At 64.0% G+C, this 25869-nt stretch carries 19 protein-coding genes; 9 read left to right on the forward strand and 10 right to left on the reverse strand.

Features of this window, described 5'->3' with window-relative positions; all coding sequences use genetic code 11:
• Nucleotides 1-106: 106 nt before the first annotated feature.
• Nucleotides 107-997 (reverse strand): polyprenyl synthetase family protein, encoded by an 891-nt coding sequence (locus FKM97_RS23790; RefSeq protein WP_144294963.1) that lies wholly within the window; start codon nucleotides 995-997, stop codon nucleotides 107-109.
• Between the two features lie 168 nt (nucleotides 998-1165).
• Here FKM97_RS23790 and mtgA point away from each other — a divergent pair, with 168 nt between their 5' ends.
• The 4 genes from mtgA (at nucleotide 1166) to FKM97_RS23810 (ending at nucleotide 9918) form a co-directional block, all read left to right on the forward strand.
• Nucleotides 1166-1855 carry a monofunctional biosynthetic peptidoglycan transglycosylase gene (gene mtgA, locus FKM97_RS23795; protein WP_144294964.1) on the forward strand — a complete coding sequence of 230 codons (690 nt, stop codon included), beginning with the start codon at nucleotides 1166-1168 and terminating at the stop codon, nucleotides 1853-1855.
• Nucleotides 1856-1961: 106 nt separating this feature from the next.
• Nucleotides 1962-3263 (forward strand): MFS transporter, encoded by a 1302-nt coding sequence (locus FKM97_RS23800; RefSeq protein ID WP_144294965.1) that lies wholly within the window; start codon nucleotides 1962-1964, stop codon nucleotides 3261-3263.
• Between the two features lie 458 nt (nucleotides 3264-3721).
• Nucleotides 3722-5620, forward strand: coding sequence for an autotransporter assembly complex protein TamA (locus FKM97_RS23805; RefSeq protein WP_144294966.1), 1899 nt, complete (start codon nucleotides 3722-3724; stop codon nucleotides 5618-5620).
• Entirely contained in the window at nucleotides 5620-9918 is a 4299-nt protein-coding gene (locus FKM97_RS23810) for a translocation/assembly module TamB domain-containing protein (RefSeq protein WP_144294967.1), read from the forward strand. The genes FKM97_RS23805 and FKM97_RS23810 overlap by 1 nt, the downstream gene beginning before the upstream one ends.
• Before the next feature lie 227 nt (nucleotides 9919-10145).
• Here the strand turns inward: FKM97_RS23810 and mdoH are convergent, their stop codons facing one another.
• Together mdoH and FKM97_RS23820 are read right to left on the reverse strand one after the other, a co-directional pair.
• Entirely contained in the window at nucleotides 10146-12017 is a 1872-nt protein-coding gene (gene mdoH / locus FKM97_RS23815; protein WP_144294968.1) for a glucans biosynthesis glucosyltransferase MdoH, read from the reverse strand.
• Entirely contained in the window at nucleotides 12005-13546 is a 1542-nt protein-coding gene (locus FKM97_RS23820) for an OpgD/OpgG family glucan biosynthesis protein (protein WP_144294969.1), read from the reverse strand. The genes mdoH and FKM97_RS23820 overlap by 13 nt, the downstream gene beginning before the upstream one ends.
• A 406-nt stretch (nucleotides 13547-13952) precedes the next feature.
• Here FKM97_RS23820 and FKM97_RS23825 point away from each other — a divergent pair, with 406 nt between their 5' ends.
• Together FKM97_RS23825 and FKM97_RS23830 are read left to right on the forward strand one after the other, a co-directional pair.
• Nucleotides 13953-15521 (forward strand): bifunctional aminoglycoside phosphotransferase/ATP-binding protein, encoded by a 1569-nt coding sequence (locus tag FKM97_RS23825; RefSeq protein ID WP_144294970.1) that lies wholly within the window; start codon nucleotides 13953-13955, stop codon nucleotides 15519-15521.
• Nucleotides 15521-16867 (forward strand): NAD(P)/FAD-dependent oxidoreductase, encoded by a 1347-nt coding sequence (locus FKM97_RS23830; protein ID WP_144294971.1) that lies wholly within the window; start codon nucleotides 15521-15523, stop codon nucleotides 16865-16867. The genes FKM97_RS23825 and FKM97_RS23830 overlap by 1 nt, the downstream gene beginning before the upstream one ends.
• 160 nt (nucleotides 16868-17027) lie before the next feature.
• Here FKM97_RS23830 and FKM97_RS23835 read toward each other — a convergent pair whose 3' ends face one another.
• Complete coding sequence (locus FKM97_RS23835; protein ID WP_144294972.1) at nucleotides 17028-17858, reverse strand: universal stress protein; 831 nt, start codon at nucleotides 17856-17858, stop codon at nucleotides 17028-17030.
• Nucleotides 17859-18027: 169 nt separating this feature from the next.
• On the opposite strand from FKM97_RS23835, the gene FKM97_RS23840 reads away from it, so the two are divergent.
• Nucleotides 18028-18756 carry a pyridoxine 5'-phosphate synthase gene (locus FKM97_RS23840; protein WP_144294973.1) on the forward strand — a complete coding sequence of 243 codons (729 nt, stop codon included), beginning with the start codon at nucleotides 18028-18030 and terminating at the stop codon, nucleotides 18754-18756.
• Between the two features lie 221 nt (nucleotides 18757-18977).
• Here the strand turns inward: FKM97_RS23840 and copM are convergent, their stop codons facing one another.
• From copM to hutC, 3 genes are all read right to left on the reverse strand, one after another.
• On the reverse strand, nucleotides 18978-19334 hold the full coding sequence (gene copM / locus FKM97_RS23845; protein WP_144294974.1) for a CopM family metallochaperone: 357 nt from the start codon (nucleotides 19332-19334) through the stop codon (nucleotides 18978-18980).
• Nucleotides 19331-20356: a histone deacetylase family protein gene (locus FKM97_RS23850; RefSeq protein WP_144294975.1), complete on the reverse strand. Its 1026-nt coding sequence runs from the start codon at nucleotides 20354-20356 to the stop codon at nucleotides 19331-19333. Before FKM97_RS23850 ends, copM begins: the two co-directional genes overlap by 4 nt.
• A 420-nt stretch (nucleotides 20357-20776) precedes the next feature.
• On the reverse strand, nucleotides 20777-21550 hold the full coding sequence (hutC, locus tag FKM97_RS23855; protein WP_170241112.1) for a histidine utilization transcriptional repressor HutC: 774 nt from the start codon (nucleotides 21548-21550) through the stop codon (nucleotides 20777-20779).
• A gap of 212 nt (nucleotides 21551-21762) precedes the next feature.
• On the opposite strand from hutC, the gene FKM97_RS23860 reads away from it, so the two are divergent.
• Nucleotides 21763-22488, forward strand: coding sequence for an SDR family NAD(P)-dependent oxidoreductase (locus tag FKM97_RS23860; protein ID WP_144294977.1), 726 nt, complete (start codon nucleotides 21763-21765; stop codon nucleotides 22486-22488).
• Between the two features lie 9 nt (nucleotides 22489-22497).
• On the opposite strand, the gene FKM97_RS26595 is transcribed toward FKM97_RS23860, so the two are convergent.
• Nucleotides 22498-22998 (reverse strand): BA14K family protein, encoded by a 501-nt coding sequence (locus FKM97_RS26595; protein WP_205015293.1) that lies wholly within the window; start codon nucleotides 22996-22998, stop codon nucleotides 22498-22500.
• 270 nt (nucleotides 22999-23268) lie between these two features.
• Here FKM97_RS26595 and FKM97_RS23870 point away from each other — a divergent pair, with 270 nt between their 5' ends.
• The gene (locus tag FKM97_RS23870; RefSeq protein ID WP_144294978.1) at nucleotides 23269-24483 is read left to right on the forward strand and encodes an aromatic ring-hydroxylating oxygenase subunit alpha; all 1215 of its coding nucleotides are present in this window, start codon (nucleotides 23269-23271) and stop codon (nucleotides 24481-24483) included.
• Nucleotides 24484-24495: 12 nt separating this feature from the next.
• Here FKM97_RS23870 and FKM97_RS23875 read toward each other — a convergent pair whose 3' ends face one another.
• Nucleotides 24496-24954, reverse strand: a complete 459-nt coding sequence (locus FKM97_RS23875) for a GNAT family N-acetyltransferase (RefSeq protein ID WP_144295000.1) — start codon at nucleotides 24952-24954, stop codon at nucleotides 24496-24498.
• Between the two features lie 116 nt (nucleotides 24955-25070).
• On the reverse strand, nucleotides 25071-25661 hold the full coding sequence (locus FKM97_RS23880; protein ID WP_144294979.1) for a 5-formyltetrahydrofolate cyclo-ligase: 591 nt from the start codon (nucleotides 25659-25661) through the stop codon (nucleotides 25071-25073).
• Nucleotides 25662-25869: the final 208 nt, after the last annotated feature.

Consider the following 25869-nt stretch of genomic DNA (forward strand, 5'->3'; position numbering starts at 1 on the left):
CGCGAAGCGGTGCCGTGCAGACCCGGGACCTCGTGCCGCAGAGGAAAGCCCCTCATCCTGAGGAGCTGCCTTCAGGCTGCGTCTCGAACGACGCCCCCACTGCGCCTCAGCTTTTCCGCTCCACGATGAACCGTGCGGCCTCCCGCAGCGTCTCCGCCTTCTTCCCGAACGGCTCCAGCGCCGCACAGGCGTCCTCCACCAGCGAGCGCGCCTTGGCCCTGGCCCCCTCGAGCCCCATCAGGCTCACGAAGGTCGCCTTGCCCGCTTCTGCATCCTTGCCGGTGCGCTTGCCCGTCGTCTCGGCATCGCCCTCCGCATCCAGGAGGTCATCTGCGATCTGGAACGCCAGCCCGACGGTCTCCGCATAGTCCACCAGCGCCAGCCGATCCGCCTCCTTCGCCTGTGCCAGGATGGCCCCACTTTCCAGTGAGTAGCGGAACAATGCGCCGGTCTTCATCGCCTGCAGCGTGATGATCTCGTCCAGGGTCAGCGGTCTCGAAGCGGTCTCCGCGGCCAGGTCCAGCATCTGACCGCCGACCATCCCGTCCGCCCCGGCAGCCTTCGCCAGGGCGAGGACCAGATTGGACCGAACGGCACCGTCGGGATGGGTCTTCGCATCGCCGAGGATTTCGAAGGCGAAGGTCAACAGCCCGTCCCCCGCGAGGATCGCCGTCGCCTCGTCGAAGGCGATATGGGCGGTGGGCTTGCCCCGTCGCAGATCGTCGTCATCCATGGCGGGCAGGTCGTCATGCACCAGCGAATAGCAATGGATGCATTCCAGCGCCACGCCGACCCGCAAGGCTTGTGCCCGCTCGACGCCGAACAGGCTTGCGCTCTCCACCACGAAAAACGGTCTCAGGCGCTTGCCCTGGCCCAGGCTCGAATAGCGCATCGCGTCGATCACTCGCGGAGCGCGGGAACCGCTCGCCGGTAGCAACTGTTCCAACAGCGTGTCGACGTCTTGGGCGATGGATTTGAGTCGGGTCTCGAAGCTCATGGAAAATGGTCCGTGGAAAGCGCGATATGATCGGCGGCGAGGCTGATCATATGATTGTCTCGGTCAGGCGAACCCCTTAGGCTCCTGTCATACGGGGAGAGGAGCGACCGCGCAATGCACAGGCTGGGGGCGAGTTAAAGGAAGGTGACGAGCGAGGTCGAAACTGCCATGCCGCAACGGCGAGCCGTTTTCCAGCGCCCGCTGTTCCGGCGTTTGGTTTTCAGTGTCGGCGCATTGGCGCTGCTGCCCTTCCTGCTCACGCTGCTCTATGCGGTGATCCCCCCTCCCGCCAGCGCGCTGATGGTCCTGCGGCTCGTCGGGGGTACCGTCCCTCATTACGATTGGGTCCCCCTGGAAGACATCGCGCCCACCTTGCCGTTGGCGGTGATCGCCTCGGAAGATCAGCGTTTCTGCGAGCATGACGGTATCGATTGGGTTGCTGTCAACCAGGTGATTGAGGACGACGCCTCCCGCGGCGCCAGCACCATCACCATGCAGCTTGCTAAGAACCTGTTCCTCTGGCCGGGCCGCTCCTACATCCGCAAGGCCCTTGAGGTCCCCTTGGCCTACTGGCTGGATCTTGTTCTGTCGAAGCGGCGGGTGATCGAGATTTATCTCAATGTCGTCGAGTTCGGCGAGGGGATCTATGGTGCGGAGGAGGCGGCCCGTCGCCACTTCGACAAGAGCGCCAAACAGCTCACGCGTCGCGAATCGGCCCTTCTGGCGGCGGTCTTGCCCGATCCTCTGGGGCGCAATGCCAGCAAGCCCGGCCGGCTCACCAACCGAATGGCATCCCTCATTCAGCGGAGGATGTCGGGCATCGGCCCTTACGCAGCCTGCGTGACCGGCGCGGATTAGGGGCCGCCGGCGCGAAACGGAAAGTCCTGCGGGACGCTGCACTGTTGCACGCCTGTGGCCGAGCGCGCATACAGGGGTCGGACACGGTGATTGAGGGGGAAGGGGCATGGCGTCGGGTCAGTTCCAGCTGCTGGCGACCAGGCGCTTCGTGCCGCTTTTCGTCACTCAGGCGCTCGGCGCCTTTGACGACAATGTCCTGCGGAACGCCATCGCCATAGTCATCACGTTTCAGCTCACTCAGACCCAGGATCTGAACGCACCCCTCTTGGTCAACATCGCCGCGGCCCTGTTCATCGCGCCGTTCTTCCTCTTCTCTGCCCTGGCCGGGCAGCTCGCCGACAAGATCGAGAAGGGCCGCATGACCCGGGCGATCAAGATGGGTGAGATCGCCTTCGCCCTCATTGCCGCCGCGAGCCTGTTCTCTGACAACGCCTACTTCATGCTCTCCATCCTGTTCCTGTCCGGCACACTCGCCACCTTCTTTGGCCCGATCAAATACGGCATCCTGCCTCAGCACCTTCGCGAGGACGAACTTATCGGCGGCAACGCCATGATCGAGACGGGCACCTTTCTGGCCATCCTTCTCGGCCTCCTCTTCGGCGGCCTTGTCATCGGCCTAGAGCATGGCCCGCTCATTGTCTCCGCGACAATGATCGGCTCGGCGATCATCGGCTATCTCGTCGCCCGTGCCATCCCGAATGCGCCGCCTCCCGCCCCGGATCTCGTCATCGACTGGCACTTGTATCGTGCGACAGCCGCGATCCTGCGTCAGGCGGCCACGGACCGGATCGTTCTGCGGGCGATCATCGGCATCTCCTGGTTCTGGGCCATTGGCGCCGTCTTCGTGGCCCAGTTCCCGGCCTTTACCTTTCAGATCCTGGGGGCTGACGCCGCCGTCTCGAATCTACTTCTCGCAGCCTTCACCGTCGGCATCGGCCTGGGCTCCTTGCTCTGCAATCTTCTGCTCAAGGGCGTTGTTTCCGCCCGATTGGCCCCGGCTGCGGCCCTGGGCCTCACGCTCTTTGCCCTGGATTTGGTCTGGGCCTCCTCCGGCCTGCCGCCTGTCGTCAGGACGGCGCCCTTGATCCCCATCGGGGAGTTCCTCTCGCAGCTTTCCAACTGGCGCATCCTCGGCGACCTGATCGGCATGGCCCTGTGCGGCGGAGTCTTTGTCGTCCCCCTCTACGCCTTGATGCAGGCCCAGAGCGCCGAGGCGGTCCGCTCCCGCATCGTGGCGGCGGCCAATGTGATGAACGCGGTCTTCATGACGGTGGCAACCGGCGTCGCCGCAATTCTCATCGCCACGGGTCTGACGATCCACGGCGTCTTCTTCGTTTTTGGCATCGTTAATCTCGCCTTCGCCGTCAGCGTCATCACCATCGCCCGCCGCAGGGTCTCCCCGACCTGAGGATGAATTGTCCGCCCGGGCGACCTCCGGCCCAACTGGTGAGGAAAATACCCATCATGGTTGATGAAACCTTAAATGGGGGCCGCGACTCGCGTCCGTGATTCTCTTCCCGCCAGTCTAAGCGCCACAATTTATGGTTGATAATCCCTTGCTGGCTGCGGATTTCCTCACGCCGCACTCTGCAAACGAACAACTGACGAACACGCGCGAAGCCACATCGCCGCGTCGGTCCGCAAGGGGTTGCCATACCGTGTCTTAACCGGTCCAATACGTCCGTGCGCGATTAACAGGCTTAAAATTTAAGGCAATTCTTACATCCTGCGCGGCAGAATTGATCGAGAGTATTGCTGCGGCGCGCGGCATTGACATGGAAATTGGGTTGACGCATGCAGCCAGGAGGCACGCTCGGGGGAGAGGAAGCCCGCTTTGAGAGGCACATCGGTCAGGTGGGCCAGTAGATGCGTATTGTTTGTAAAAGTTTGGCTGCCGCATTGGTGGCTGGGGCGGCAATTTTATCCGTTCCGTCTGCGGCCTACGCCATTGATGTTTTTGGCTATAAGTTTTTTGAACCCGATCCACCGGCCGGGTCCGTTGTCTATGAGACGACATTCACGGTCACGCCTCCGGATGATGACCTCGCCGATCAGTTGAAGGCAGCCTCCGTGCTGGAGAGCCAGAGCGATACGCCGCCGGGAGATCCGGCCTCCTTCGTGGCGCGCGTTCAGGCCGATGAGCAGCGACTGATCGGTGCCCTCTATGCCGCCGGCTATTATGGTGGCTCCATTCACACGCTCGTCGCCGGCCAGCGCATCGGCGATCTGCCGCCTGGCACCTTGCCGAGGCTGCCGCCCAACCCGGTCCCGGTCGAAGTCCAGGTGCAGCCGGGTCCTCGCTTCGAGTTTGGCCGTGTCAGCATCACCCAACCTGCCGAAGGTCCAGATCCCGTCAGCAGCAATCCGGCTGATTATGGAATACGTTCCGGCCGGCCGGCGCGCTCGTCATTGGTTCTGGCGGCCGAGTCCCAGCTGATGAATGCTTGGCGCCAGCGCGGCCATCCGCTGGTCGAAATCATCGGGCGTGAGATTGTGGCCGACCATGCAAAGCTTCAGCTCAACGTCGCTTTGCGGGTCGATCCGGGGCCCCGTGCCCTGTTCGGCGAGATCACGATTGAAGGCACCGAAGCCGTTGACGTCGACTTCGTTCGGCGCATCGTGAACATCGAGCCTGGAACCGTCTATTCGCCCAAGGAGGTCGCCGATGCCCGCGACCGGCTCCGCGCCCTGAACACGTTCCAGTCTGTGCGCCTGATCGAATCTGAGACGCTGACCCCGGACGGTCGCCTGCCCATCATCGTCTCCGTGGCGGATCGAAAGCCCCGCTATGTCGGTGCCTCGGCCAACTGGTCGAGCATCGATGGTGCTGAGATCAACGCCTATTGGGGCCATCGCAACCTGTTCGGCCAGGCCGAGCGCCTGCGCATCGAGGGTACCGTCAGCGAACTCTCCTCCTTCGACGCCGGCGATTATCAATATGAATTGAAGGCGAGCTTCGTGAAGCCCGCCATCATCGACATCGACACGGATTTCTTCACGGAGGCGACGCTCTTTCGCGAGCATCCGGACACCGATAACTACCGCACCTACGGCGCCAAGGCGCAAGTCGGCCTGACGCATCGCTTCAGCGAAGCCTTGACCGGATCGATCGCCGTGGAAGGTCAGGTCTCCCATGCCGATGACGCCTTCGGGGAGCGCGACTACACCCTCGTGGGCTTACCCGGCACCATCACTTACGACAAGCGCGACGACCGGATGAATGCCACCGAGGGCTATCGTGTGGCGGGGTACGTCACGCCGATGGTGGATGTTGATCGCGGCCATGCCTTCGTCATCAATAAAGTCGAGGCCTCGGCCTATTATCCCATCGATGCCCGCCATCGCTATGTTCTCGCGGGCCGCGTCGCCCTGGGCTCCACCTTTGGCACGGACCTCCCGGGCATCCCGCCGGAGCGCCGCTTCTATGCCGGCGGTGGCGGCTCCTTGCGCGGTTATGCCTACCAGAACGTCGGACCGCGCGTGAATGGGGACGTTGTCGGCGGCCGCGGCCTGGCCGAGGCATCCTTTGAGTTTCGCGCCCGCGTCACCGAGACCATCGGCATCGTCCCCTTTGTCGACATGGCCACCGTCTCTCGCGGTTCGATCCCCGGAAGCGGTGAGACCGTCAACAAGATCGGGGTCGGATTGGGCCTGCGTTACTACACCGCCATCGGTCCGGTGCGCCTCGACGTCGCCCTGCCGCTGTCGCCCGAGAAGGATGATCCTGATTTCGCCATTTATATAGGCTTAGGTCAGTCCTTCTGATGATACGCAAGCTTCTCAAAATCGGACTGATCTCCCTGGGCAGCCTCGTCGGCGTGGCGATTCTGGCCGTGGCTCTGCTTATCTTCACATCGCCGGGCCGGAACGTCACTGCCCGAATCGCCTCCGATATGCTCTCAGGTGAGACCTTCGCCATTGCCATCGGCGATATCGGCGGCAGTTCCCTCGCCGATCTTCACTTCGATCAGATCTCCATCGGCGATGCTCAGGGCCCCTGGCTTCTGATCGACGATGCCGTGCTCGATTGGAGCCCCTGGTCCCTGTTCGCCGGCCGCTTCCAGGTCAGCCGCCTGACGGCCGAGAAGATCGTCGTGCTCCGCACTCCCGTCTCGGCCGAGACCGAGGAGCCCTCCACCACCACTCTGCCGCCCATCGGCATCAAGCTCGATGAGCTCTCCATTCGCCGCCTCGATCTCGAAGCACCGGTTCTCGGCGCTCCCGCGGTGCTGGCGGTGGATGGGACGCTGGCCCTCGTCGACCCCGGCGACCTTCTCTCCGGCACCCTCGGCATTCAGCGGCGAGACGGCGCCGGTGGCGTATTGAACGCGAAGTTCTCCTACGGCCCTGCGACGCAGCAGCTTGCCGTCGATGCAAAGTTCTCCGAGCCCCAGGACGGCATCGTCTCCACCTTGATGGGTGTGCCCGGCGCTCCCGCGACCGCGGGCGAGATCGTCGGCACCGGCTCCCTCAACGACTGGAACGCCACCATTTCTCTCGATGCCGGCGCGCAGCGCCTCGTCGCGGGCACGGTCCGCATCGAAGGCTCCGACACCGGTCGCCGCATCACGGCGGGCCTTGGCGGCGAACTGGCCTATCTCGTGCCTCAGCGTTTCCAGTCATTGTTGGAGGGCGAGAGCAGGCTCCAGGCCATCGTGACCTGGCGTCCCGGCGGCCTCATCGATGTCGACCGTGCCGAGCTGGCCTCTCGCACGACCCGCATGGCTCTCACGGCTTCGGGCGATCTTGATCTGAACATCACGAGGGCGCGGATCAATGCGGAGATCGTTTCCTCCGAAGGCGGCATGGTCACGATCCCCTTGGACCACGGCAAGAACTTCGTCTTTCAGGATGCCAAGCTCACGGCCGAGCTGGGAGCTCAGGAGGGCCCGGCCCCGATCACGGCCAATCTTGTGGCACGCGGCCTCGCCACGGCAGAGGGCCAGATCGGCACGCTGACCGCGGCATTTTCCGGCGCCCGCGCCGATGCGGCACTGTCCTCCTTGTGGACGTCGTCGCGCGGCCATCTGCGGATCCAGGCTGCCAATCCGAAGCTGGCCGATCCCAAGCTGCAAAGTGTCCTGGGCGAAACCGTCTCCCTCGACGCTCGCTTGGGGCTGAACCCGGATGGCCTCACCATCAGCGAATCCTCTCTCAGCCTCGGCACCGGCGTTCTGCGCTATGCCGGCACCCTTCGCGAAGGCACCGCTGAAGGCAGCGCCTCGGTCGCGGTCCAGAACCTTGGTGCCTTTGCGGCTTTGACCGGAATGCAGCTGAAAGGGGCTGCAACCCTCAGCGCCACCGGCAAGGTCGGTCTGGCCGATCAGCTGTTCGCCCTCTCCCTGGACGGCACCGTGAAGGACCTCGGCATGACCGGCGAGGGCGCCGCGCGCCAGGTCCCGGGCGCCATCAAGCTGACTGGATCCGTCGCGCGCCAAGCCGGCGGCGATATCGCCATTTCCGGCCTCAAGCTCCAGGGCGAGGGCTTGTCCGCTGCCGTCGATGGCGTGGTCAACGACGCCCGCGCCGACCTCAACGCCACCGCCCATATCGGCAACCTCTCTCTCTTCAACCCGCGTCTGGCGGGAGCCGCCGACATCGTCTTCACCGCCAAGGGCACCCCTGAGAATGCCAGTTTCGATGCCCGGGTGACCGGCAACGGCTTGGCCGTCGAGGGCCGGCCCTTCGAGAATCCCGTCATCACCTTCACCGGCGCCGGCCCCATTGCCGCACCCCAGGGCAAGCTCACCGTCGCAGGCCGGTTCCAGGGCCGCGATCTCTCCGGCAGCACGAACCTGGCGCGCGCCTCCGATGGCGCCATCGCCTTGGACGATCTCACTCTGGGCTTCGGCGCTGCCCGGGCCGCGGGCGGCATTCGCATTGCTGCGGACGGCACCCCCGACGGCTCCCTCTCCATCGATGTCGATGACCTCGGTGCCTTCCAGGCGCTCGCCGGCATGCCTCTGGCAGGCCTGTTCAAGGGCGACCTTCGCTTCCAGCCCGGCAATGGCGACGTGGTCGCCAGCCTGAAGGGCGTGGGCAACGGTCTCCGTCTGGACAGCCTCTCCGTGGCCTCGATCGCCATCGACGCCCGCGTCGACGCGCTCATGTCGGCTCCCGTGGCCCAGGGCACCCTGCGCGCCTCGGGAGCGAAGTCCGGCGGCATGGATTTTGGCGTCATCAACGTGAACGCCCGGGCCGACGGTCAGGCGACCGAGCTGGACCTGACCACCTCCGTTGCCGGGGCCGACCTCGCCGCCACGGCCCGCATCGCGGCCTCGTCGGGCAATGTCGCCGTCGGCCTTCAAAGGCTCCGCCTCGCCTCCCGGGGCGAAGTCGCGACCCTGGCCTCGCCCGTGACGGTCACCATGGCCAACGGCGTTCTCACCATTCCGCCCGCCACCTTCACCTCCCGCGGCGGCCGCCTGGCCGTGCGCGGCACGGCGGGGCAGACCCTTGATCTGCGGGCCGAGCTGAACAATGTCCCGGCCAGCCTCATGGCTGTCGTCGCGCCGGACCTCGACCCGGCCGGCACTATCAGCGGCACGGCCGCTGTGTCTGGTCCCGCATCCACGCCGAACGTGTCCTATCGTCTCGATTGGCGCGGCGCAGCCGTCGCCGCCACCCGCGCGGCCAATCTCCCGCCCCTCTCCATCGTGGCCAATGGCGCGACCCAGGGGAACCGTGTCACCCTCGACGGCACGGTCAGCGGCGCTGCGGATTTCTCCATCCGGGTGACGGGGTCGGCACCCATGGGCGCAGGCAACCTCGCACTCGACGTGAAGGGCGCGCTCCCCGGCAGCCTCTTGAACCAGATGCTGGCCAGCAGCAGCGCCGCCTTTACCGGCACCATCAACGTTGATCTGAAGGTGGCGGGCAGCCCCGCCGATCCTCAGATCACCGGCACCGTCATCACCAATGGTGCGCGGTTCACGGCCGTATCCGCCGGTGTCACCCTGGAGGCGATCGTTCTTCGTGCCCGCCTGAACGGCAAGCGGGTGGTGATCGAGCAGTTCAACGCCAAATCCCCGGAGGGCGGGACGATCCAGGTCTCCGGCGACCTCAGCATCGATCCCGCAACTGGCATGCCCGCCAACCTGCGCATCCGTGCCGAGAGCTTCCGCATCAACGACCGCCGCATGGCCGAGGGCGCATTGGGCGCGGACCTCACCCTCACCGGTCCCATGGCGACCCGGCCCGTCTTGGGCGGCCGCGTCAACATCGACCGCCTGAACATCACGATCCCGGAGAAGCTGCCGCAATCCATCGCCCGCCTGAACGTGAAGCATGTCAATGCCCCCGCCGAGATCCAGGCTCAGGTGAAGGCGCGCCAGGCCCAGGAATCCTCAGCCGCACTGCCGATTGTGCTGGATCTCCGCCTCGATGCCGGAAACCAGATTTTCATTCGCGGACGAGGCCTCGATGTGGTTCTCGGCGGCTCGATCCGGGTGACCGGCATGGCCGACAATCCCGTCGCCGTCGGTGCCTTCGAGATTCGCCGCGGAAATCTGGCAATCCTCGGCAAGCGGCTGACCTTCAGCCGCGGTCTGCTCGACTTCCAGGGCTCCTTCGATCCCGAGCTTGATTTCGCCGCCCAGTCCAGCGCTTCGGGCGTCACCGCGACCGTTCTGGTCACGGGAAAGGCCTCTGATCCAAAATTCTCCTTCGAATCGACACCCGCTTTGCCCCAGGACGAGGTTCTCTCGCGGCTGATCTTCGATAAGCCTTTGGATCAGCTGAGCCCGCTCCAGGTCGGTCAGCTCTCTCTCGAAGTCGCCCGCCTTGGTGGTCTCGGCGGCTCGGGTCCCGGTCTCCTCGACCAGCTGCGCACGAGCCTGGGTGTCGATGTCCTCGAGGTGACCGGTGAGGAAGACCAGAGGAACGCCGCGGTCTCAGCTGGCAAATACGTCAACGACAACGTCTATGTCGGTGTGAAGCAGACGACCAGCGGCACGTCCAGCGCAGTTGTGGACCTGAATGTCACGAAGAACATTCAGCTGAAGGGCGAAGTGGGCTCCGACGGCTCGAGCAAGCTCGGCGTCGGCGTCGAGTGGGATTACTAGACCCCACCCCACGCCCACATTCTCCCATCAACCTCGGGCCTCCCTCCAGCCGTCAATCTCAGGCTTCCTTCCAGCCGTCATCCTGGGGGCTCCTCCAGCCGTCATCCTCGGCCCCCATCTTCGTATCCTCGGGCCCCCACTTCGTCATCCTCGGGCTTGACCCGAGGATCCAGGACCACAGGGGAAAGCGTCTCCCCGCGGGCTCCAAGCAACCGACCCGCGACGCCTCAGCGTGGTGAAGCCGGCTCCACTTCTTCCGGGATCAGGAAAAGCCGAGCCTTGCGGAAGGCAAGCCCTGCCCAGGCCTGGGCCGTCAGCCACGACAGGAACGCGGCGAGCACCAGGCCGAGCGTGACCGGCGCCAGCCAGAGAAAAGTGTCGATCGAGACTGCGAAGGCGGCCGCAGCCATGGCCAGCCCCAGGATCATCTGTCCGTAGTGATTGCTGAGAATGGCGCCGAAGGGCATCGAGCCGTCGTCGCGCCGTTGGGCATTCCAGCCGCTGTCGCGTCCCATGACGATTTCCATGACCCACCGCGTTTGCAGGATCATCATCACGGGCGCGATGAGCGCCGACAGCAGGGTCTCCGCGATCATGCCCAGGACGATCGCCAGGCCGCCGCCGCAGGCTTGCCGGGCCTTCGGATCCAGCAGCATCGCCACCACACCGAGCACCTTGGGAAACAGCAGGATCCCCATGGTGAAGCCGAAGAGCTGCAGCGCTCTTTCGCTGTCGAACACCGGCCAGTGGGGAAACAGCGAGAAACCCTCGGGGAAATAGTCCGGATGGGTGAAATGGGCCTGTGTCGCCAGGATGAGTCCGATGGTGAGCATCGCAAACCAGAGCGGTGAGGCCAGGTACGACATGATTCCGACCAACAGGTGCACGCGGCTCATGGTGGCCAGCCCCTTGGCGCCGATCACCTTCATGTGCTGCAGATTGCCTTGGGCCCACCGCCGGTCTCGCCCCGCCAGATCGATCAGCGATGGGGGGCATTCCTCGAACGATCCCTTGAGCTCTGGGATCATGTAGACCGCCCAGCCTGATCTCACCATCAGCGCCGCCTCGACGAAATCATGGCTCATGATGTGCCCGCCGAAGGGCTTCCGCCCGGGCAATTCCGGCATGCCGGCGGATTCCGCGAAGGCCCGTGTGCGAATGATCGCGTTGTGTCCCCAGAAATTGCTTTGCCGCCCATGCCAGGCGGCCAGTCCCTCGGCGATGATCGGACCATAGACCCGGGTCGCGAATTGCTGCATCCGCGCAAACAGGGTGCTTCGTCCCGCCAGCATCGGAACAGTCTGGATGATGCCGGCGTCAGGGTCCAGAAACATCCGTCGTGCCAGGTAGATCAGCGTCTCGCCGCTCATCATGCTGTCTGCGTCCAGCACGATCATGTGATCGTAGCACCCGCCCCAGCGCCGCACGAAATCAGCGATATTTCCGGCTTTGCGTCCCGTATTCTGCGCCCGGCGGCGATAGTAGACAGCGATGTCGGGAGAGAGCGCCGTCCGCAACTGATAGAATGCCGCCTCTTCCTGGCGCGCCACCTTGTCGTCGCGCGTATCGCTGAGGATGAAGATGTCGAACGCCTCGCTTGCGCCGGCATCGTCCAGCGCCCGCCCCATCTGCCGCAGCGCATCGCAGGTTCGCGTCGGGTCCTCGTTATAGACCGGCATCACCAAGACGTTGCGACCGAGCGGCCCGGGTGTGACCGGAGGCGCTCCGGCGCCCCCGCCGCGCACGAGCCGGATGAAACCGAGGATCGCGCTGGCGCAGGGCAGGGCGATCCACAGGAAGGTGATCGCGAACAACGCTGCAAACAGCATCTGCAGCCACGTGACGCTGGTGACCGCCACGACATTGATCATTTCATAGGTCGCGAACACCGTGAGGGCGATGGTCACCAGGGTCACGAAAGCCCGCGCGGCCAGCGTGGATTTCGTGGGCTTTTGTGGTTTTCGCTTGGCTCGTTTGCGGCTCCATCCGGTGAGCGACTGGATGGGCATGAGCAGAGGCCGCTCAGGCGGCACGATGGGATCGTCGAAATCGACGGCGCTCGATCTCGTCGCAGCGCCATCGCCCATCAGCTGGTCCATCGATAGAGCCACGTTTCGGCCACGGGCTTGTTGTCCTTGAGCATTCGCAGCCGAAGCTCGATCAGGTCCTTGTCCGTAGTGTCGATTTCAAAGCTCACCCGATGGGTCTTATCATCGGGATTGTCGCGCCCCACGATGTTGGAGACCGGAGCCCCCGCGCTTGCTGTGACCTCGGCGACAGCGCCCTCGAGCTCTGGAGTCTTGGTGATGTCGATCACGAACAGCCGCCGGTCGTGATTCATATTGAGCCCGACCCGCGTCGCGTGGATCGCAGCGATCGGCTCCGATCTCGGGATCGTCGCTCCCCAATGCAGCCGATAGGTCAGCGTGAACGCGTCGCCGGCTTTGAGGGCGGTCGCCGGCCGCCAATAGGCGACGATATTGTCGTTCACTTCCTTGTCTGTGGGAATCTCGACGAGTTCCACATGGCCCCGGCCCCAGTCGCCCACCGGCTCGACCCAGCAGGTCGGCCTCCGCTCGTAATGGGCTTCCGTGTCTTCGTAGCTGTCGAACACCCGGTCTCGTTGGACCAAGCCGAAGCCCCGGGGATTGCTGTCCACGAAGGCGCTGATCTGCAGCAATGTTGGATTGGCCAGCGGGCGCCAGATCCATTCTCCGTCGCCGGTCCAGACGGCCAGGCCGTGATTGTCGTGCACGGCGGGCCGGAAATCGTCGAACCGGCTCCGGTTCGTCGCATCGAACAGGAACATGCTCGTCAGCGGGCCAAAGCCGACATGGTCGAGCTCGACGCGCGGGAACAGGGTCATCTCGACGTCGATGAGTGTCGTGTCCCCAGGGCGTATCGTGAAGCGATAGGCGCCTGTTGTGCTCTGTGAATCCAGCAGCGCATAGACGACGATCACCCGCGACTGCGGACCCGGCCGTTCGATCCAGAACGATCGGAAGAAGGGAAATTCCTCCCCCTTTGGCGATCCTGTCTGAATGGCCAGGCCCCGGGCCGAAAGCCCGTAGAGCTGGTTTTTGCCGATCGCGCGGAAATAGCTCGCGCCTTGGAACACCGCGAACTCGTCCATGAAGTCTGGCCGGTTCAGCGGATAGCGCAGGCGGAAGCCCGAATAGGAGAGTTGCGTGCCCTCTGGCGGCGGCGTGACGGCCGGTCCGAACGTGAACAGGCTCGGATCATACAGGACGGTCCTCGCCTGGCCGTTCTCGACGAAGAAGACGTCGACCGGCGTCTTGAAGATGGATCCTGAATGCTGCAGATCGACGGCGAAGCCTCGTCCATCCCCGCGCCAGATCGACGCCTCGGGTTTGAACCGGATGTCGCGATATTGGTCGTATGAGAGCCCCGAGAGCTCATTGGGGAACTGGATCTCCCGGGCCTTGAACGGCTCCTTTGCCAGGTTCATCGCTTGCTGTCGGACGATGTCGGCGGTGAAGTCCGTTGGATCGCCCAGACGCACCGCTTGGTTCGCATCCTGCGCAGACGCAGAACTCGACAGCAGCCCGAAGGGTCCGCCGAGCACGGCGAGCCCACTGAGCAACTGCAAGACGTCGCGACGCTCCATTGTCAACGCACCTCGCCTCCCCGCATCGCGGCGTGTCTGCCGCCCATGACCCATCATTTCCGAAAGCTCGACTAGGAAGACTTTACGTTAAAACTATGATGCTGCCCGCTTATTCCAAGCTGCCAGCTGGTTTAACATTGCGCCGTACAAACGCAAGAGACACCGCCTGCAGTGATGCAAATTTTGGACAAACGCGTGTTGCGCACCGCCCCTTCCCCAAATTCCGGGAGTCCCCAAATAGTTCCACCCCGTCTGCATCTGACGGTCCATGCAGCGAATCTACCCTCACTTCTCTGTTTTTGCACTGCAAGATATGCGATGAGCAAGCCCGATAGCGATCGCAACTTTACTTGCCAATGGTCCAAGCTTGGCGTGACATGCATTGAGGCTCGGGTTGGCAACAGTGATGTCTGATAGAATGGATGCCAGGTTTCAGCGGCTGCTGGCGCAGCTTCAGCTTCCGAGCACCTATGGTGCTGGCGTGAGGGAGGTCCAGCGCATCGACACCCACGGCGCTGTGGTCTTCCTGGCGGGAGAGAGCGCCTACAAGCTGAAGCGCCCGGTAAAGCTGCCTTACATGGACTTCTCCACCATCGAGAAGCGCCGGGCCGTCCTCCTGCACGAGCTTGAGATCAACCGTGAAAACGCGCCCACCCTCTACCTCGACGTCTTGCCGGTGGTGGCGACGGAGGACGAGGGTCTTGCCATTGGCGGGCCCGGTGAGCCGCTCGAATGGGTGCTGCACATGCAGCGCTTTCCTGATTCGGCGCTGCTGTCCAACTATGTGCGCGCCCATGGCCTGAACAATGCTTTGATCTTGCAACTGGTCGAGACCATCGGCCGCTCTCACGATCGGGCTCCCATCAGCGATCTGGGTGACGGCCGTGATCGCATTGCGCGTGTGGTCGAGCAGCTCGACTTGGCCTTCGCGGCGGCACCCGACCTGATATCGGCCGACCTCCAGCGGCGCTTCTCCCACCGGTGCCATCACGCCCTGGATCGGGCCGCCAAAAGCTTGGAGATGCGCAGCACCCGAGGCTATGTGCGGCGCTGCCATGGCGACCTTCATCTCGGAAACATCGTCATGCTGGAGGGCCGCCCAGTCCTCTTTGATGCGCTCGAATTCGACGACGAGATGGCGACGATCGACATTCTCTACGACCTCGCCTTCCTGATCATGGATCTCATGCAGCGAGGTCTCCGGCCGGCGGCTCAGCTCCTGCTCAACCGCTATGCGCTGCGCACCGCGGACCCCTCTGCGCTCTATGGCCTCGCGGCACTCCCGCTCTTTCTGGCCGCACGAGCGGGCGTGCGCGCCCTGGTCACCATCGATCGCTCCCGTCAGGTCACCGACAATGGCCGGGCAGGCTCTCAGCGAGAGATCCTCACCTATCTGAATGCAGCCATCGGCTATCTCACGCCGCCGCCGGCGCGCCTGATCGCCATAGGCGGCCTGTCGGGCACCGGCAAGACCACCCTGGCGGCATCCATCGCCCACCAGATCGGGGCTGCTCCAGGCGCGCTCCACCTGCGCAGCGATGTCGAGCGCAAGGTGCTCTGCGGGGTCGACGAGCACCAGCGCTTGGGTCCGGAAGCCTATACGCCTGAGGTGACCGCCAAGGTCTACGGTGAGATCCTGCAGAAATCGAAGATCGCACTGCATGCGGGACACTCCGTCGTCGTCGACGCCGTCTTCGCCAGGCCCGAGGAGCGGCACGCCATAGCGCAGGCGGCCGAGCGCCTGGAGATACCCTTTGTCGGTCTGTGGTTGACCGCGCCGGCCGACAAGATGAAGCGGCGCGTGGAGACCCGCACCGGCGACGCGTCCGACGCCACCCCGGAGATCGTCGAAAAGCAGCTCTCCTATGGCACCGGACCGATTTCCTGGACGCCTGTCGACGCCGGCGGCTCCCGCGAGGAAACCCTGCGCGAGGTGCGCCGGGTTCTGTCGCGCAAACTGGGCTCCCTTGCCTGATGCCCTCGACGGCTCACCCCGATGCCTTCCATTTCGATCGGCCTGTCCCGAGCTATTGGGAGGCGACGGCGCCACCCCTCGATGCCAGTCTCGAGCACCTGGAGGGCGACGTCCAGGCCGACATTGCCATCATCGGCGGCGGCTATACGGGACTGTCTTGTGCCCATGAGCTCGCATGCGCCGGCGCAGGCCGGGTCATCCTTCTGGAAGCGGGCGAGCCGGGATGGGGAGCCTCGGGTCGCAACGGGGGCTTTTCCTGTATCGGCGCCGCGAAGCTGCCATGGTCGACCATGATCAGGCGGTACGGCCTCGCGGACACGCAGGCCTTCTTCGCCATTCAGCGTGAAGCGGTGCTCGGCCTCCGCCAGACCGCAATGGAGCTCGGCATTGACGCCGATGTCTCGGGCCATGGCGAAATCTCTCTCGCCCATCGGCCCAACCGGCTCGCCGAGCTGGCCGCCGAGGCCGAATTTCTCCGGCGCACCTTCGATCATCCCACCGAGCTTCTGTCACCCGCGGCGTTGCGGGAGCGCGGGCTTGGGCCGTCATCCTTTCACGGCGGGCTCTACAATCCTCTGGGCTATGCCGTGCATCCCCTGAAGCTGGTCCGGGGACTGGCTGCCGCCGCCATCGCCGCAGGCGCCGAGGTCTACAGCCACTCGGCTGTCCGCTCCATCGTCAGTGAAGCGGGCCGTCACCGCCTCGTTACCGACCGCGCCACGGTGACCGCGCCGCATGTGGTTCTCGCCTGCAACGGCTTCACCCAGGAACATGTCCTTCCCGTCTTGTCTGGCCGCATCATGCCGGTCCTGTCCAACATCATGGTCACCCGTCCTTTGACGGAGGAGGAGCGGGAAGGGCAGGGCTGGACGTCTCCGCTGATGGCCTTCGACACCCGCAATCTCCTGCACTATTTCCGGCTTCTGCCGGATGGTCGCTTCCTCTTCGGCGGCCGTGGCGGAACCGACGCCTCCAGCGCCGGCGCGGCACCGCGCGAGGCGGAATTGCGGGCAGAATTCGAACAGCTGTTCCCGGCCTGGAGGCATGTCGAGCACACGCATTTCTGGCGTGGCCTTGCCTGCCTCTCCAATGACCTCGTTCCCTATCTCGGTCCCTTGGATGACCACCGGAGTCTGTGGACTGCGCTGGCCTATCACGGCAATGGCGTGGCCATGGCCAACTGGTCGGGCCGCAGACTGGCGAACATCATCCTGGGCCGGGAACGCCTCCAGGACCTGCCAAGCGTGATGACGCGCCGCTTGGCGCGTTATCCTCTGCCCGCGCTGCGCCCCCTCTATCTGAAATCCGCCTACGCCTACTTCACCATCCGCGACGAGTGGCTATAGCCCCCCACACCCGTCATCCCGGACGCGCTGCAGAGCGAAGCGGCCTAACCCCCCATTGTCATCCCGGACGCGCCGCAGCGCGAAGTGGTGCTGCGCAGATCCGGGACCCCATGCGGCTCGGGGAACCTGGCGGCCCCCCAAAAAAACCCGACACCAAGTCTCAGTGCGAGATCAGCACCGGAACGGTCATGTGCTGCAGGATGTCCCGGGTCGCCCCGCCGAAGAACAGCTCTCGCATCCGCGAATGCCCGTAGCCGCCCATGACCACGAGATCCGAGCCATAGTCCGAAATCCGCGACAGGATTTCATCGCCGACGCTGATATGCTTGGCGACCGACCGGTGATACTCCGCCGTCACCCCATGACGTCCCAATGTGGTCGTGATCTCCGATCCGGAGGTGCTTTCATCCTCGTCCGGGTTCACGCGCAAGACCACGGTCTGCTTCGCGCCCTTGAGCAGCGGCAAGGCATCGAACAGCGCCCGGGTCGATTCGCGGCTATGCGCCCAGGCGACCGTCACATGCGTGCCGAGCTCTTCGAAATGTCCGGCCGAGGGGACCGCCAGCAGCGGCCGCCCGGTTTCCATTAGGATGCGCTCGCACAAATCGACTTCGACGAGGGAATCACTGTCCGGATCCACTTGGCCCGCGACGATGAGATCCGCATTCCGGCCCAGGGCGATGACCTCGTCCGCGATCAGTGACCCCAGCGCGTCGACCTGCCGCCATTCGTGGCTCAATCCCTTGGACGATGTCGCCTGCTCGAACAGGGCTTTCACCTCTGTGGCGCGATCCTCGTAATACTGCCTCTGGCTGTCCATGATCTCCGGCGTGATCTGCATGGCGATCGCTGGATAGACTTGGACAGCAGGGATGACATAGACGCCGATGACATGGGCATCGAAGCGGGCGGCCACATTGGTGGCGACGCCGAGTACGGTGCCTGCACGCTCCACATCATTGAGCGATACGACGATGGTTTTATACCCCATGAAACTCTCCCGGATATCATTCGGCCGGACCAGCCCCCCGCCGCGGCGGTAACCTGCCCACGCTGCGCCTTGCTGGTCAAGCGTCAAGTCGGGACTCGGCTGCCTTGAGCGAGTTGACCTTAATGGTCTGCAAATCTATGGTCCGCCACGAAATCGGAGCGGTAAGCCCATGGCCACGAATCTCAGCGTCAATCTCAACAAGATCGCTCTGCTGAGAAACCAGCGCGATCTGCCTTATCCGAGCGTGACGGGCATGGCCCGCATCTGCATCGATGCCGGGGCTCACGGCATTACCATCCATCCCCGTCCGGACGAACGTCATATCACCCGCCTCGACGTCGATGATCTCGCAGCTTTTCTGCCTGAATTCCCCGAAATCGAGTTCAATATCGAGGGCTACCCCTCGGAAGATTTCCTCGAGCTTGTCGAGCGCATTCGCCCCCATCAGGTCACGCTTGTGCCGGATGCGCCCGATCAGCGGACTTCCGATCATGGCTGGGATATACCGGACCATCGGGCTTTCCTGTCCGACGTGATCGGGCGCCTGCAGACCCATGGATCCCGGGTGTCCCTCTTCATCGACGCCGATCCCGCCATGGCGTCGGAGGCGGCGTCTGTCGGGACGGACCGTGTTGAGCTCTACACCGGTCCCTATCACTTCGCCTTCATGAAGGGCGAGGACATCCTTCCCGACTATCGCGCCGCCGCCCTTGCCGCCCACGCGGCCGGCATAGGTGTGAACGCTGGCCATGATCTCAATCTCGACAACCTGGCCCGCTTCCTGGCCGCGGTGCCTCATGTGCAGGAGGTCTCCATCGGCCACGCCATCACCGCCGACGCTCTGGTCATGGGGATGTCCAACGCTGTCGGCGCCTACCTCACTCTGCTGCGCGCCTGACGTCACCGCTGCAGGCGGGCTGATCCCCACGGTTTCTATCCGGAACCGTAATCCCGCCCCAGCAGCCATCCGGCCCCAGCAGCCATCCCACTCCCCGCCGTCATCCCTAACCCCCCAACCGTCATCCCGGGCTTGACCCGGGATCCCGGCAAGCAGCAAAACTCACTTTGGCCGAGGGCTACCGGATGCCGCACCGTAACTCCGATCCGGACCTCACGATCTCATCCGCCATTCTTCTTCAGCCACGCCTTCATCCAGTCGATCTCGGCCCTCTGCGCGGTGATGATGGCCGCAGCCAGCGCCTTCAGCTCGGGATCGGTGCCGTATTGCAGCTCCACGCGCGCCATGTCGATGGCACCCTGATGGTGGGCGATCATCCCACGGACGAAATCCACATCGACAGTACCGCTTGGCTTGATGTCCATGTCCTGGTGCATCTTCGTCATCGCCTCGCGAAAGGCTTGCTCCGCCTCGCTCCCGGCAGTGGTGCCATGCTGATGGGTCGTATCCGTCTGCGCAGCAGCCGGCGAGATCAGCCCTGCTGTAACGATCAGAACCGCTATGAACCCCGTCCTCATCCCAAGAATCCTTCCAGCACGTTGACCGTGTTGATGCCGATCTCGTCGATCGCGTAGCCGCCTTCCATGACGAACAAAGTCGGCCGTTTCAGGGCTGCGATCCGGGCCCCGTAGCGGGTGAAGTCCTCCGATTCCAGTTTGAAGAAGCTGATCGGATCTTTTTTGAAGGTGTCCACCCCGAGGGAAATGATCAACGCGTCCGGCCCATAGGCCTCGATGCGTCCGCAGGCATTCTCCAGCGCCGCGGACCACTGGGCGTACTCGGTCCCGCGCGGCAACGCGTAATTCACGTTGAACCCCTCACCCTCGCCGGACCCGCGCTCATCCTCATAGCCGAGGAAGTAGGGATAGGCCTGCTTCGGCTCACCATGCAGGGAGAGGAACAGAACGTCTCCCCGGTCATAGAAGATGTCCTGCGTTCCGTTGCCGTGATGGAAGTCGACGTCCAGGATCGCGATCCGCTGGGCTCCTCGGTCCAGGAAGGCCTGCGCTGCGATCGCCGCATTGTTGAGGAAGCAATAGCCGCCATACATGTCCCGGGGCGCATGATGGCCCGGCGGCCGGCACAGGGCGAAGGCTGCATCCCTGCTGCCTTGCACCAGTTTCTGCGCGGTGAGCGCGACGGCTGCACTGGATTGGACCGCCTGCCATGTCCCCGCTGTGATCGCCGTCTCGCCTGCCAGCGCATAATAGCCGGCCTTGCCGTCGATGAAATCCGGCCGGCGCCACTGCATTCGCCGCGCTGGCCAGGCATTCGCGATCACCTCTCCGCGAAATCCGGCGGCCACCCATTCCGCATAGGCCGTCTGCAGAAACTCGATGTAGTCCGCATCATGTATGCGAGCGACCGCGCTTGCATCATAGGCGCCCGGGCCCGAGATATCCGAAAATCCCCGCATCTTGAGCCGCGCCAGCACGAACTCCACGCGCGATGGCCGCTCGAAGGGTGTCACCAGTTCCCCTCCCGAAAGTTCTCCCTGTGGGAAATGGCAGCGGTGGTCCTCGGAATAGATGATTTTCATGGAAACCTTGATGTGGAGGCAGGCGAAGCAGGAGCTGCGAAGGCTATCGGAAGCGGTTCGTGCTCGCAACCGGCCGGCGGCGCCGGCGCCGATTCAAATCCTATCGATCGCATTCATCACTTGCTGACGCTAAGTTGATCCAGCCTAAATATTACGAAACCTTAAGATGACCTTTCCTGTGAACCGGATATAGTCCTGATCGTCGGCTTGAACCCCGCACCTTGCTTCCCCTCGCAAGCAAGCCGACAAGTTAAGCGGGCGGCCTTCCCCGGGGCCGCCCGCCCCCCATTCAAACAGAGCCCGAACCGTAAAGGGGAGGGAGATCACGACCTTGACGGCGTCTGTCTCAAGCCACGTGATCCCGCGCGGGCACGTCAGCGATGGCGTGCCCGTTGTCGCGTTGGCCGCGTCTCTTGCAAACTAGACTTGGTGGTTGCGTTCGGTGGAGGTCGACGGCCGTCCGGTCGGTGTGTTCGCGATGCGCGTCCGCAACTCGTGTCGGCTGCCGGGAGAGAGCAGGTTGGTGCACGACGCGACGAGCCCCTGCGACCAGATCCGTCGCTCCACCAACAGGCACGGCTCGTCTTGATGCACGATCAGCTGCCGTTGCTGGGTCACGTCCGGAAGCACCGCCCGAACCACATGCTCGACCTCATCGACCGGCGCGGTCCGAATGAGATATTCGCTCGGGGACTCTGAGGCGAAATCCTGCTCGAGAAACCGGGGGGCGGCGCGCGGATTGCACCAGAACTCCTCGATCTGCAACGGCAGCTCGTCCTCGCAATGAACGATCAGCACCCGGAATAACGGTGCCGGACGGGGCATCTCGAAGCGCTCGACGAGGTCTGCGGTGGCACGCACGCTGTCCTTGGCCTCCAGGATCGCCCTGTGCTCGTGTCCGCGGTCGCGGATTTCCTCTGCCACGTTGCGCAATTCGATCAGGCTGGCCCGGCCCGGATTGCCTCGCACGAAGGTCCCGACCCCTTGCACGCGCGAGAGATAGCCTTCATCTGTCAGCTCGCGTAAGGCGCGGTTTATGGTCATGCGGCTGACATGGAGCTCGGCGACCAGTTGGTTCTCGGACGGGATCTTCAGTCCTGCCGGCCACGCGCCCCTGCGGATCCTGTCCGCGATATGGCTCTTGATGCGCCGGTAGATTGGCGCCGGCACGCTGGTTCCGGGCAGGTCGCTCATGCTCACACCAGCTCCTCCTCCAGGGACACCGCGCCTGCTCGCCATTGCTTGTCTATGGTTGTCTATACGATCTGTGCCGCCCGTCGACAAGAATCTGGCATCACAGCCATGGGGGAGCTCTGCACCGGATTGTCACAAAGGTGCTCTTGCGCTTGCCTCCGATCCGCTCTCTATAGTCTTGTATCTGCGGGTTGGTCGGCGTGAGGTGTTACATGGGTGGGTCGCGGGATGTTGATCCGCTACGCTTTCTTGAAGGCAAGACCGCATGGGTCACCGGCGGTGCGAACGGTCCCGGCCGCATCGCCGCCATTGCTCTGGCCAAGGCGGGCGCCGACATCGCCATCGGCACGCTTCTCGATCTGCATCACCACTGGACCCCGGCCGACCTGCGGCGGGCCAGCACCGACGACCTCGACAATGTCCTCGACGCCATCGCCATCACCGGCTCCCGAGGAATAGGCGGCCACCTCGACATCCGCTCCGAGGAATCCGTTGAGCGCTTCCGCAGCCACGTGAATGGGGAAGTCGGCCCCGCCGACATTCTCGTCAACGCCGCACGGGTGTCGTTCCCGCCGCAGCGCCCGGATCATCGTGTCGATGAATGGCAGCTTGTGTTGGATGAGTATCTGAACGGCACCCTGCGCATGATCCGCAGCTGTATTCCCGTCATGTCCGAGCGTCGCTGGGGCCGCATCATCGGCATCCCGTCGCTCGTCAACGAAAGCGTCGTCGACGAAGCTGCGGTGCGCTCGCTTCAAGGGGGCCTTCAGTCGCTCACCCGCGGCATAGCCGTCGAGGCGACACCCCTTGGCATCGGCTGCTTCACCATCAGCCTGGACCAGTCGACCCCGGACACCCTCGGCGAACTCGTCGCCAGCCTCTGCCAGGCCTCGGCCATGCCGTTGAGCGGCGAGGAGGTTACCCTCTCCGCCGCCTGAACGTCGCGATTACTGGCAGAACTTGTAGCGACCGCCACCCGCGTTGAAATAGCCGGTCTGCGGGTTGAACGAGCGGTAGCGCTGCTGGCAATACTGATACCATTCCCGCGACCATGGCTCATATCCGCCGCCGCGATACACCGGCTGCGGAGCCGGCGCCCGGACATTCTGAGCCATGCAGTCATTATAGGCGGCATAGTAATACTGGTTCCACTGGCCGCCCTGATTGGCCGCCCCGCCCACGGCACCGACGCCTGCTCCGATCGCCGCGCCGCGTCCGGCTCCCTTGCCGCCGCCCAGGATCCCGCCCAGCGCTGCACCGCCGATGGCCCCGGCGACCGCGCCGCCCAGGACGTTTCCGGCCGGATTGGTGTATTGATTGGCATAATCGCGGGCATAGCGGTCGCACTGCGCGCTCTGCGCCGCAGCTTCCCCTGTCCCCACGGTGACGAATGCGCCGAGCACGGCCACAACCAACGACGCGCTCTTCACCCTTGCTGCAATGCTCATTGCTCTCCTCATGTGCCTTTGCACGGCGGCGATCTCGCGAACGCGGGGCCATGCTGGAATATACCCTCATTAAACCCACGAACACGTGAATGGTCGCTGAACCACTTCAGGACCGATCGGCGACGCAACCTGAACGGACGTTTTACAAGCGCCGAAACGATGGGGATCAGGACGCCAAACCACCCGAATCTTGCATAATTTCCAAGTTTGTGTTAAATACTCATTCGATAATTGTTTTTCATCATCGTCTTATAGAAGGGGAGCTTGGCCATGAACGCGTTCTCAGGAGCCCCGGATTTCGGTGCGAAGCGGGAATTGGCCTTTGGTTTGCCCGCTTGGACCTATCGCAGCAAGGAGCTGCTGGATCTCGAATATAAGCGCCTGATCCTCACCTCCTGGCAGTTTGCCTGCCACGTCAACCAGCTGCGCGCCCAGGGCGACTATGTCGTCCTCGATCTTTTGCGCGACAGTGTCATCGTCATGCGCGACCGCAAGAATGAGTTGCGCGCCTTCCAGAATGTTTGCCGCCACCGGGGCGCACGCCTCCTCGAAGGGACCGGTCGCTGCAAGGCGACGATTGTCTGCCCCTATCACGGCTGGTCCTATGGCTTGGACGGCAGGCTCGCCGGCGTCCCCTCGCGTGAGAGCTTCCCCGGCCTCCAGAAGGAGGATTACGGCCTGAACGAAGTCGACCTCGAAGTCTTCCATGGCCTCGTCTTCGTCCGCATCGCCGGCGATGGTCCCAGCGTGAAGGAGATGTTCGGCCCCTATTCCGATCTCCTCGAGCCCTATCGCATCGAGGACATGGTGCCGGTCGGTGACATCTATTCCGAGACCTGGGCCGCCAACTGGAAAGTCGGCGTCGACAACAATCTGGAAAGCTATCACGTGCCGATCGGCCACCCCGGCTACCACCGGATGCTGGACAACGACCTGATGGGCTTCATAAACGAGCACGGCGTAGCCGGCGCCAAGAGCACCCTGCGGGCCCGACCCTCCTCGAACTGGGTGGAGCGCATGTATCAGGAACTCGCCCCCGATGCCTTCATGCATCTCCCCGAGGAGGTGCGCAGCACCTGGATGTTCTTCACGATGCCGCCGAACCTGGGCATCGACATCTATCCCGATTCCATCGACGTCCTTCAGATCCTGCCGCGCACCGCTGAGACGAGCCAGGTCCACATGCCGGTCTTCGTCCGCCCCGGAGGCGGCCGCGAGGAGCGCATCCTTCAATATCTGAACGGCCGCATCAACATGCAGGTCACCCATGAGGATCGCGAGCTGAGCGAGCGCGTCCAGCTCGGCCTCTCCGCCCACGGCTATACGCCGGGTCCCCTGTCGGCCATCGAATCCTGCATCCTCGACTTCCACGACCGCATCCGCAAGGCGATCCCCGCCACCATGCTGGAAGAGGAGCCGGCAGCCGGAACCCTGGCGGCTGTCGACGCCGAGCTGCAAGCCGAATCGGGCACCCTCGCCGCCTGAGAAGGGGCCCTGTTAAATCGGCATTTTATATCCAAGATGGCTGGCGGTGAACCCGAGCTGCTCGTAGAACCGATGTGCGTCGGGGCGTGCCTTGTCGGTGGTGAGCTGCACCAGCACGCATCCTCGCGCGCGGCATTCCTTGATGGCCCATTGCAGCATCTGCCGCCCGGCCCCCGTACCGCGCAGGCGTTCCGCGATCCGCACCCCTTCGATCTGACCGCGCCAGGCCCCCATCCGGGACAGCCCCGGGAGGAAGCTCAGCTGCACTGTGCCGACCACGTCTCCCTCATGGGTCGCGACCGCGAGCAACTGGTTGGGGTCGGCGTCGATGGCGGCGAAGGCCGTCATATAGCTCTCCCGCAGTGGCAGGCTTGGATCCTCTCGCGACTGGCCCAGCGCGTCATCGGCGAGAAGGGCCACGATGGCCGGCAAGTCCGCTGAGGTGGCCCGCCGAAATCCGATCTCTGGCATCATCTTCCTTTCCCCTAACCCTGAGGTGCGAGCCCGGCCGGGCGGCCCGCCTCCCTCATCCTGAGGTGCGAGCCAAGCGAGCCTCGAAGGATCCCGCCCGGTGTCACCCGCCACTCTCACCTGATCCCCAGAAGCCCCTCTTCTGTCACGATCCGATCCATCCGAATATCATGCGGTTGCGGATAGATCGTATCGATCTGGAATGAGCTTAAGCCCACCCCGATGGCCAGCGGCGCCTCTTTCAGGCTTGCCAGCGTCCGGTCGAAATAGCCGCCCCCATAGCCCAGCCGATAGCCCTCCCGGTCGAAGGCGAGGAAGGGCGCGATGGTGACGTCGGGTGTCACCAGCCGGCTTCCGCTCGGGATGGGAATTCCCAGGACTCCCCGCTCGAGCTTCGTCTCCGGCGTCCATTCCCGGAATTCCATCGGCTTGTTTTTCTCCGCGACGACGGGCAGGGCGACGGTGACTCCCCGGTCCACCAGGCTGGACATCCACGGTCGCAGGTCGAATTCCCCGCGAAACGGAATATAGACGCTCACCACCGTTCCGGCATCGGCCTCTGCCGCGCGGTCGAGACCGGCGATGATCCTCGCTGCCAGCGCCTGGCGGTCCTCTGCGAGGATGGCCAGTCTCTGTGCCACCAGCCTTTCGCGCTCGGCCTTGCGCCAGGCCCGGACGGCGTCCCAGTTTCCTGCATCGATGACCATGGGCGCCAGCCTCTCGCTTTTCAGTAGCCTTTTCCTTCTATGCCACGAGTGGAGTGGCTGGCCCAGCCGCTGTGCGACGCTCCGCGGTTCCTTCTCGACGGGCGTCCTCTTGCACTGCACCAATCACGCTCTTTTGAGCCTTTCCAGGCGCATTGCCGCTGTTCTTGATGGTCGCGAGCTTGCACAAACCACGCCGTGGGCACACACT

This window comes from Rhodoligotrophos appendicifer, assembly GCF_007474605.1.
Classification (GTDB): domain Bacteria; phylum Pseudomonadota; class Alphaproteobacteria; order Rhizobiales; family Im1; genus Rhodoligotrophos; species Rhodoligotrophos appendicifer.

Coding starts and splice junctions, on each gene's coding strand:
- FKM97_RS23790 (WP_144294963.1), bottom strand. CDS start 997: ATGAGCTTCGAGACCCGACTCAAATCCATCGCCCAAGACGTCGACACG.
- mtgA (WP_144294964.1), top strand. CDS start 1,166: ATGCCGCAACGGCGAGCCGTTTTCCAGCGCCCGCTGTTCCGGCGTTTG.
- FKM97_RS23800 (WP_144294965.1), top strand. CDS start 1,962: ATGGCGTCGGGTCAGTTCCAGCTGCTGGCGACCAGGCGCTTCGTGCCG.
- FKM97_RS23805 (WP_144294966.1), top strand. CDS start 3,722: ATGCGTATTGTTTGTAAAAGTTTGGCTGCCGCATTGGTGGCTGGGGCG.
- FKM97_RS23810 (WP_144294967.1), top strand. CDS start 5,620: ATGATACGCAAGCTTCTCAAAATCGGACTGATCTCCCTGGGCAGCCTC.
- mdoH (WP_144294968.1), bottom strand. CDS start 12,017: ATGGACCAGCTGATGGGCGATGGCGCTGCGACGAGATCGAGCGCCGTC.
- FKM97_RS23820 (WP_144294969.1), bottom strand. CDS start 13,546: ATGGAGCGTCGCGACGTCTTGCAGTTGCTCAGTGGGCTCGCCGTGCTC.
- FKM97_RS23825 (WP_144294970.1), top strand. CDS start 13,953: ATGTCTGATAGAATGGATGCCAGGTTTCAGCGGCTGCTGGCGCAGCTT.
- FKM97_RS23830 (WP_144294971.1), top strand. CDS start 15,521: ATGCCCTCGACGGCTCACCCCGATGCCTTCCATTTCGATCGGCCTGTC.
- FKM97_RS23835 (WP_144294972.1), bottom strand. CDS start 17,858: ATGGGGTATAAAACCATCGTCGTATCGCTCAATGATGTGGAGCGTGCA.
- FKM97_RS23840 (WP_144294973.1), top strand. CDS start 18,028: ATGGCCACGAATCTCAGCGTCAATCTCAACAAGATCGCTCTGCTGAGA.
- copM (WP_144294974.1), bottom strand. CDS start 19,334: ATGAGGACGGGGTTCATAGCGGTTCTGATCGTTACAGCAGGGCTGATC.
- FKM97_RS23850 (WP_144294975.1), bottom strand. CDS start 20,356: ATGAAAATCATCTATTCCGAGGACCACCGCTGCCATTTCCCACAGGGA.
- hutC (WP_170241112.1), bottom strand. CDS start 21,550: ATGAGCGACCTGCCCGGAACCAGCGTGCCGGCGCCAATCTACCGGCGC.
- FKM97_RS23860 (WP_144294977.1), top strand. CDS start 21,763: ATGGGTGGGTCGCGGGATGTTGATCCGCTACGCTTTCTTGAAGGCAAG.
- FKM97_RS26595 (WP_205015293.1), bottom strand. CDS start 22,998: ATGAGCATTGCAGCAAGGGTGAAGAGCGCGTCGTTGGTTGTGGCCGTG.
- FKM97_RS23870 (WP_144294978.1), top strand. CDS start 23,269: ATGAACGCGTTCTCAGGAGCCCCGGATTTCGGTGCGAAGCGGGAATTG.
- FKM97_RS23875 (WP_144295000.1), bottom strand. CDS start 24,954: ATGCCAGAGATCGGATTTCGGCGGGCCACCTCAGCGGACTTGCCGGCC.
- FKM97_RS23880 (WP_144294979.1), bottom strand. CDS start 25,661: ATGGTCATCGATGCAGGAAACTGGGACGCCGTCCGGGCCTGGCGCAAG.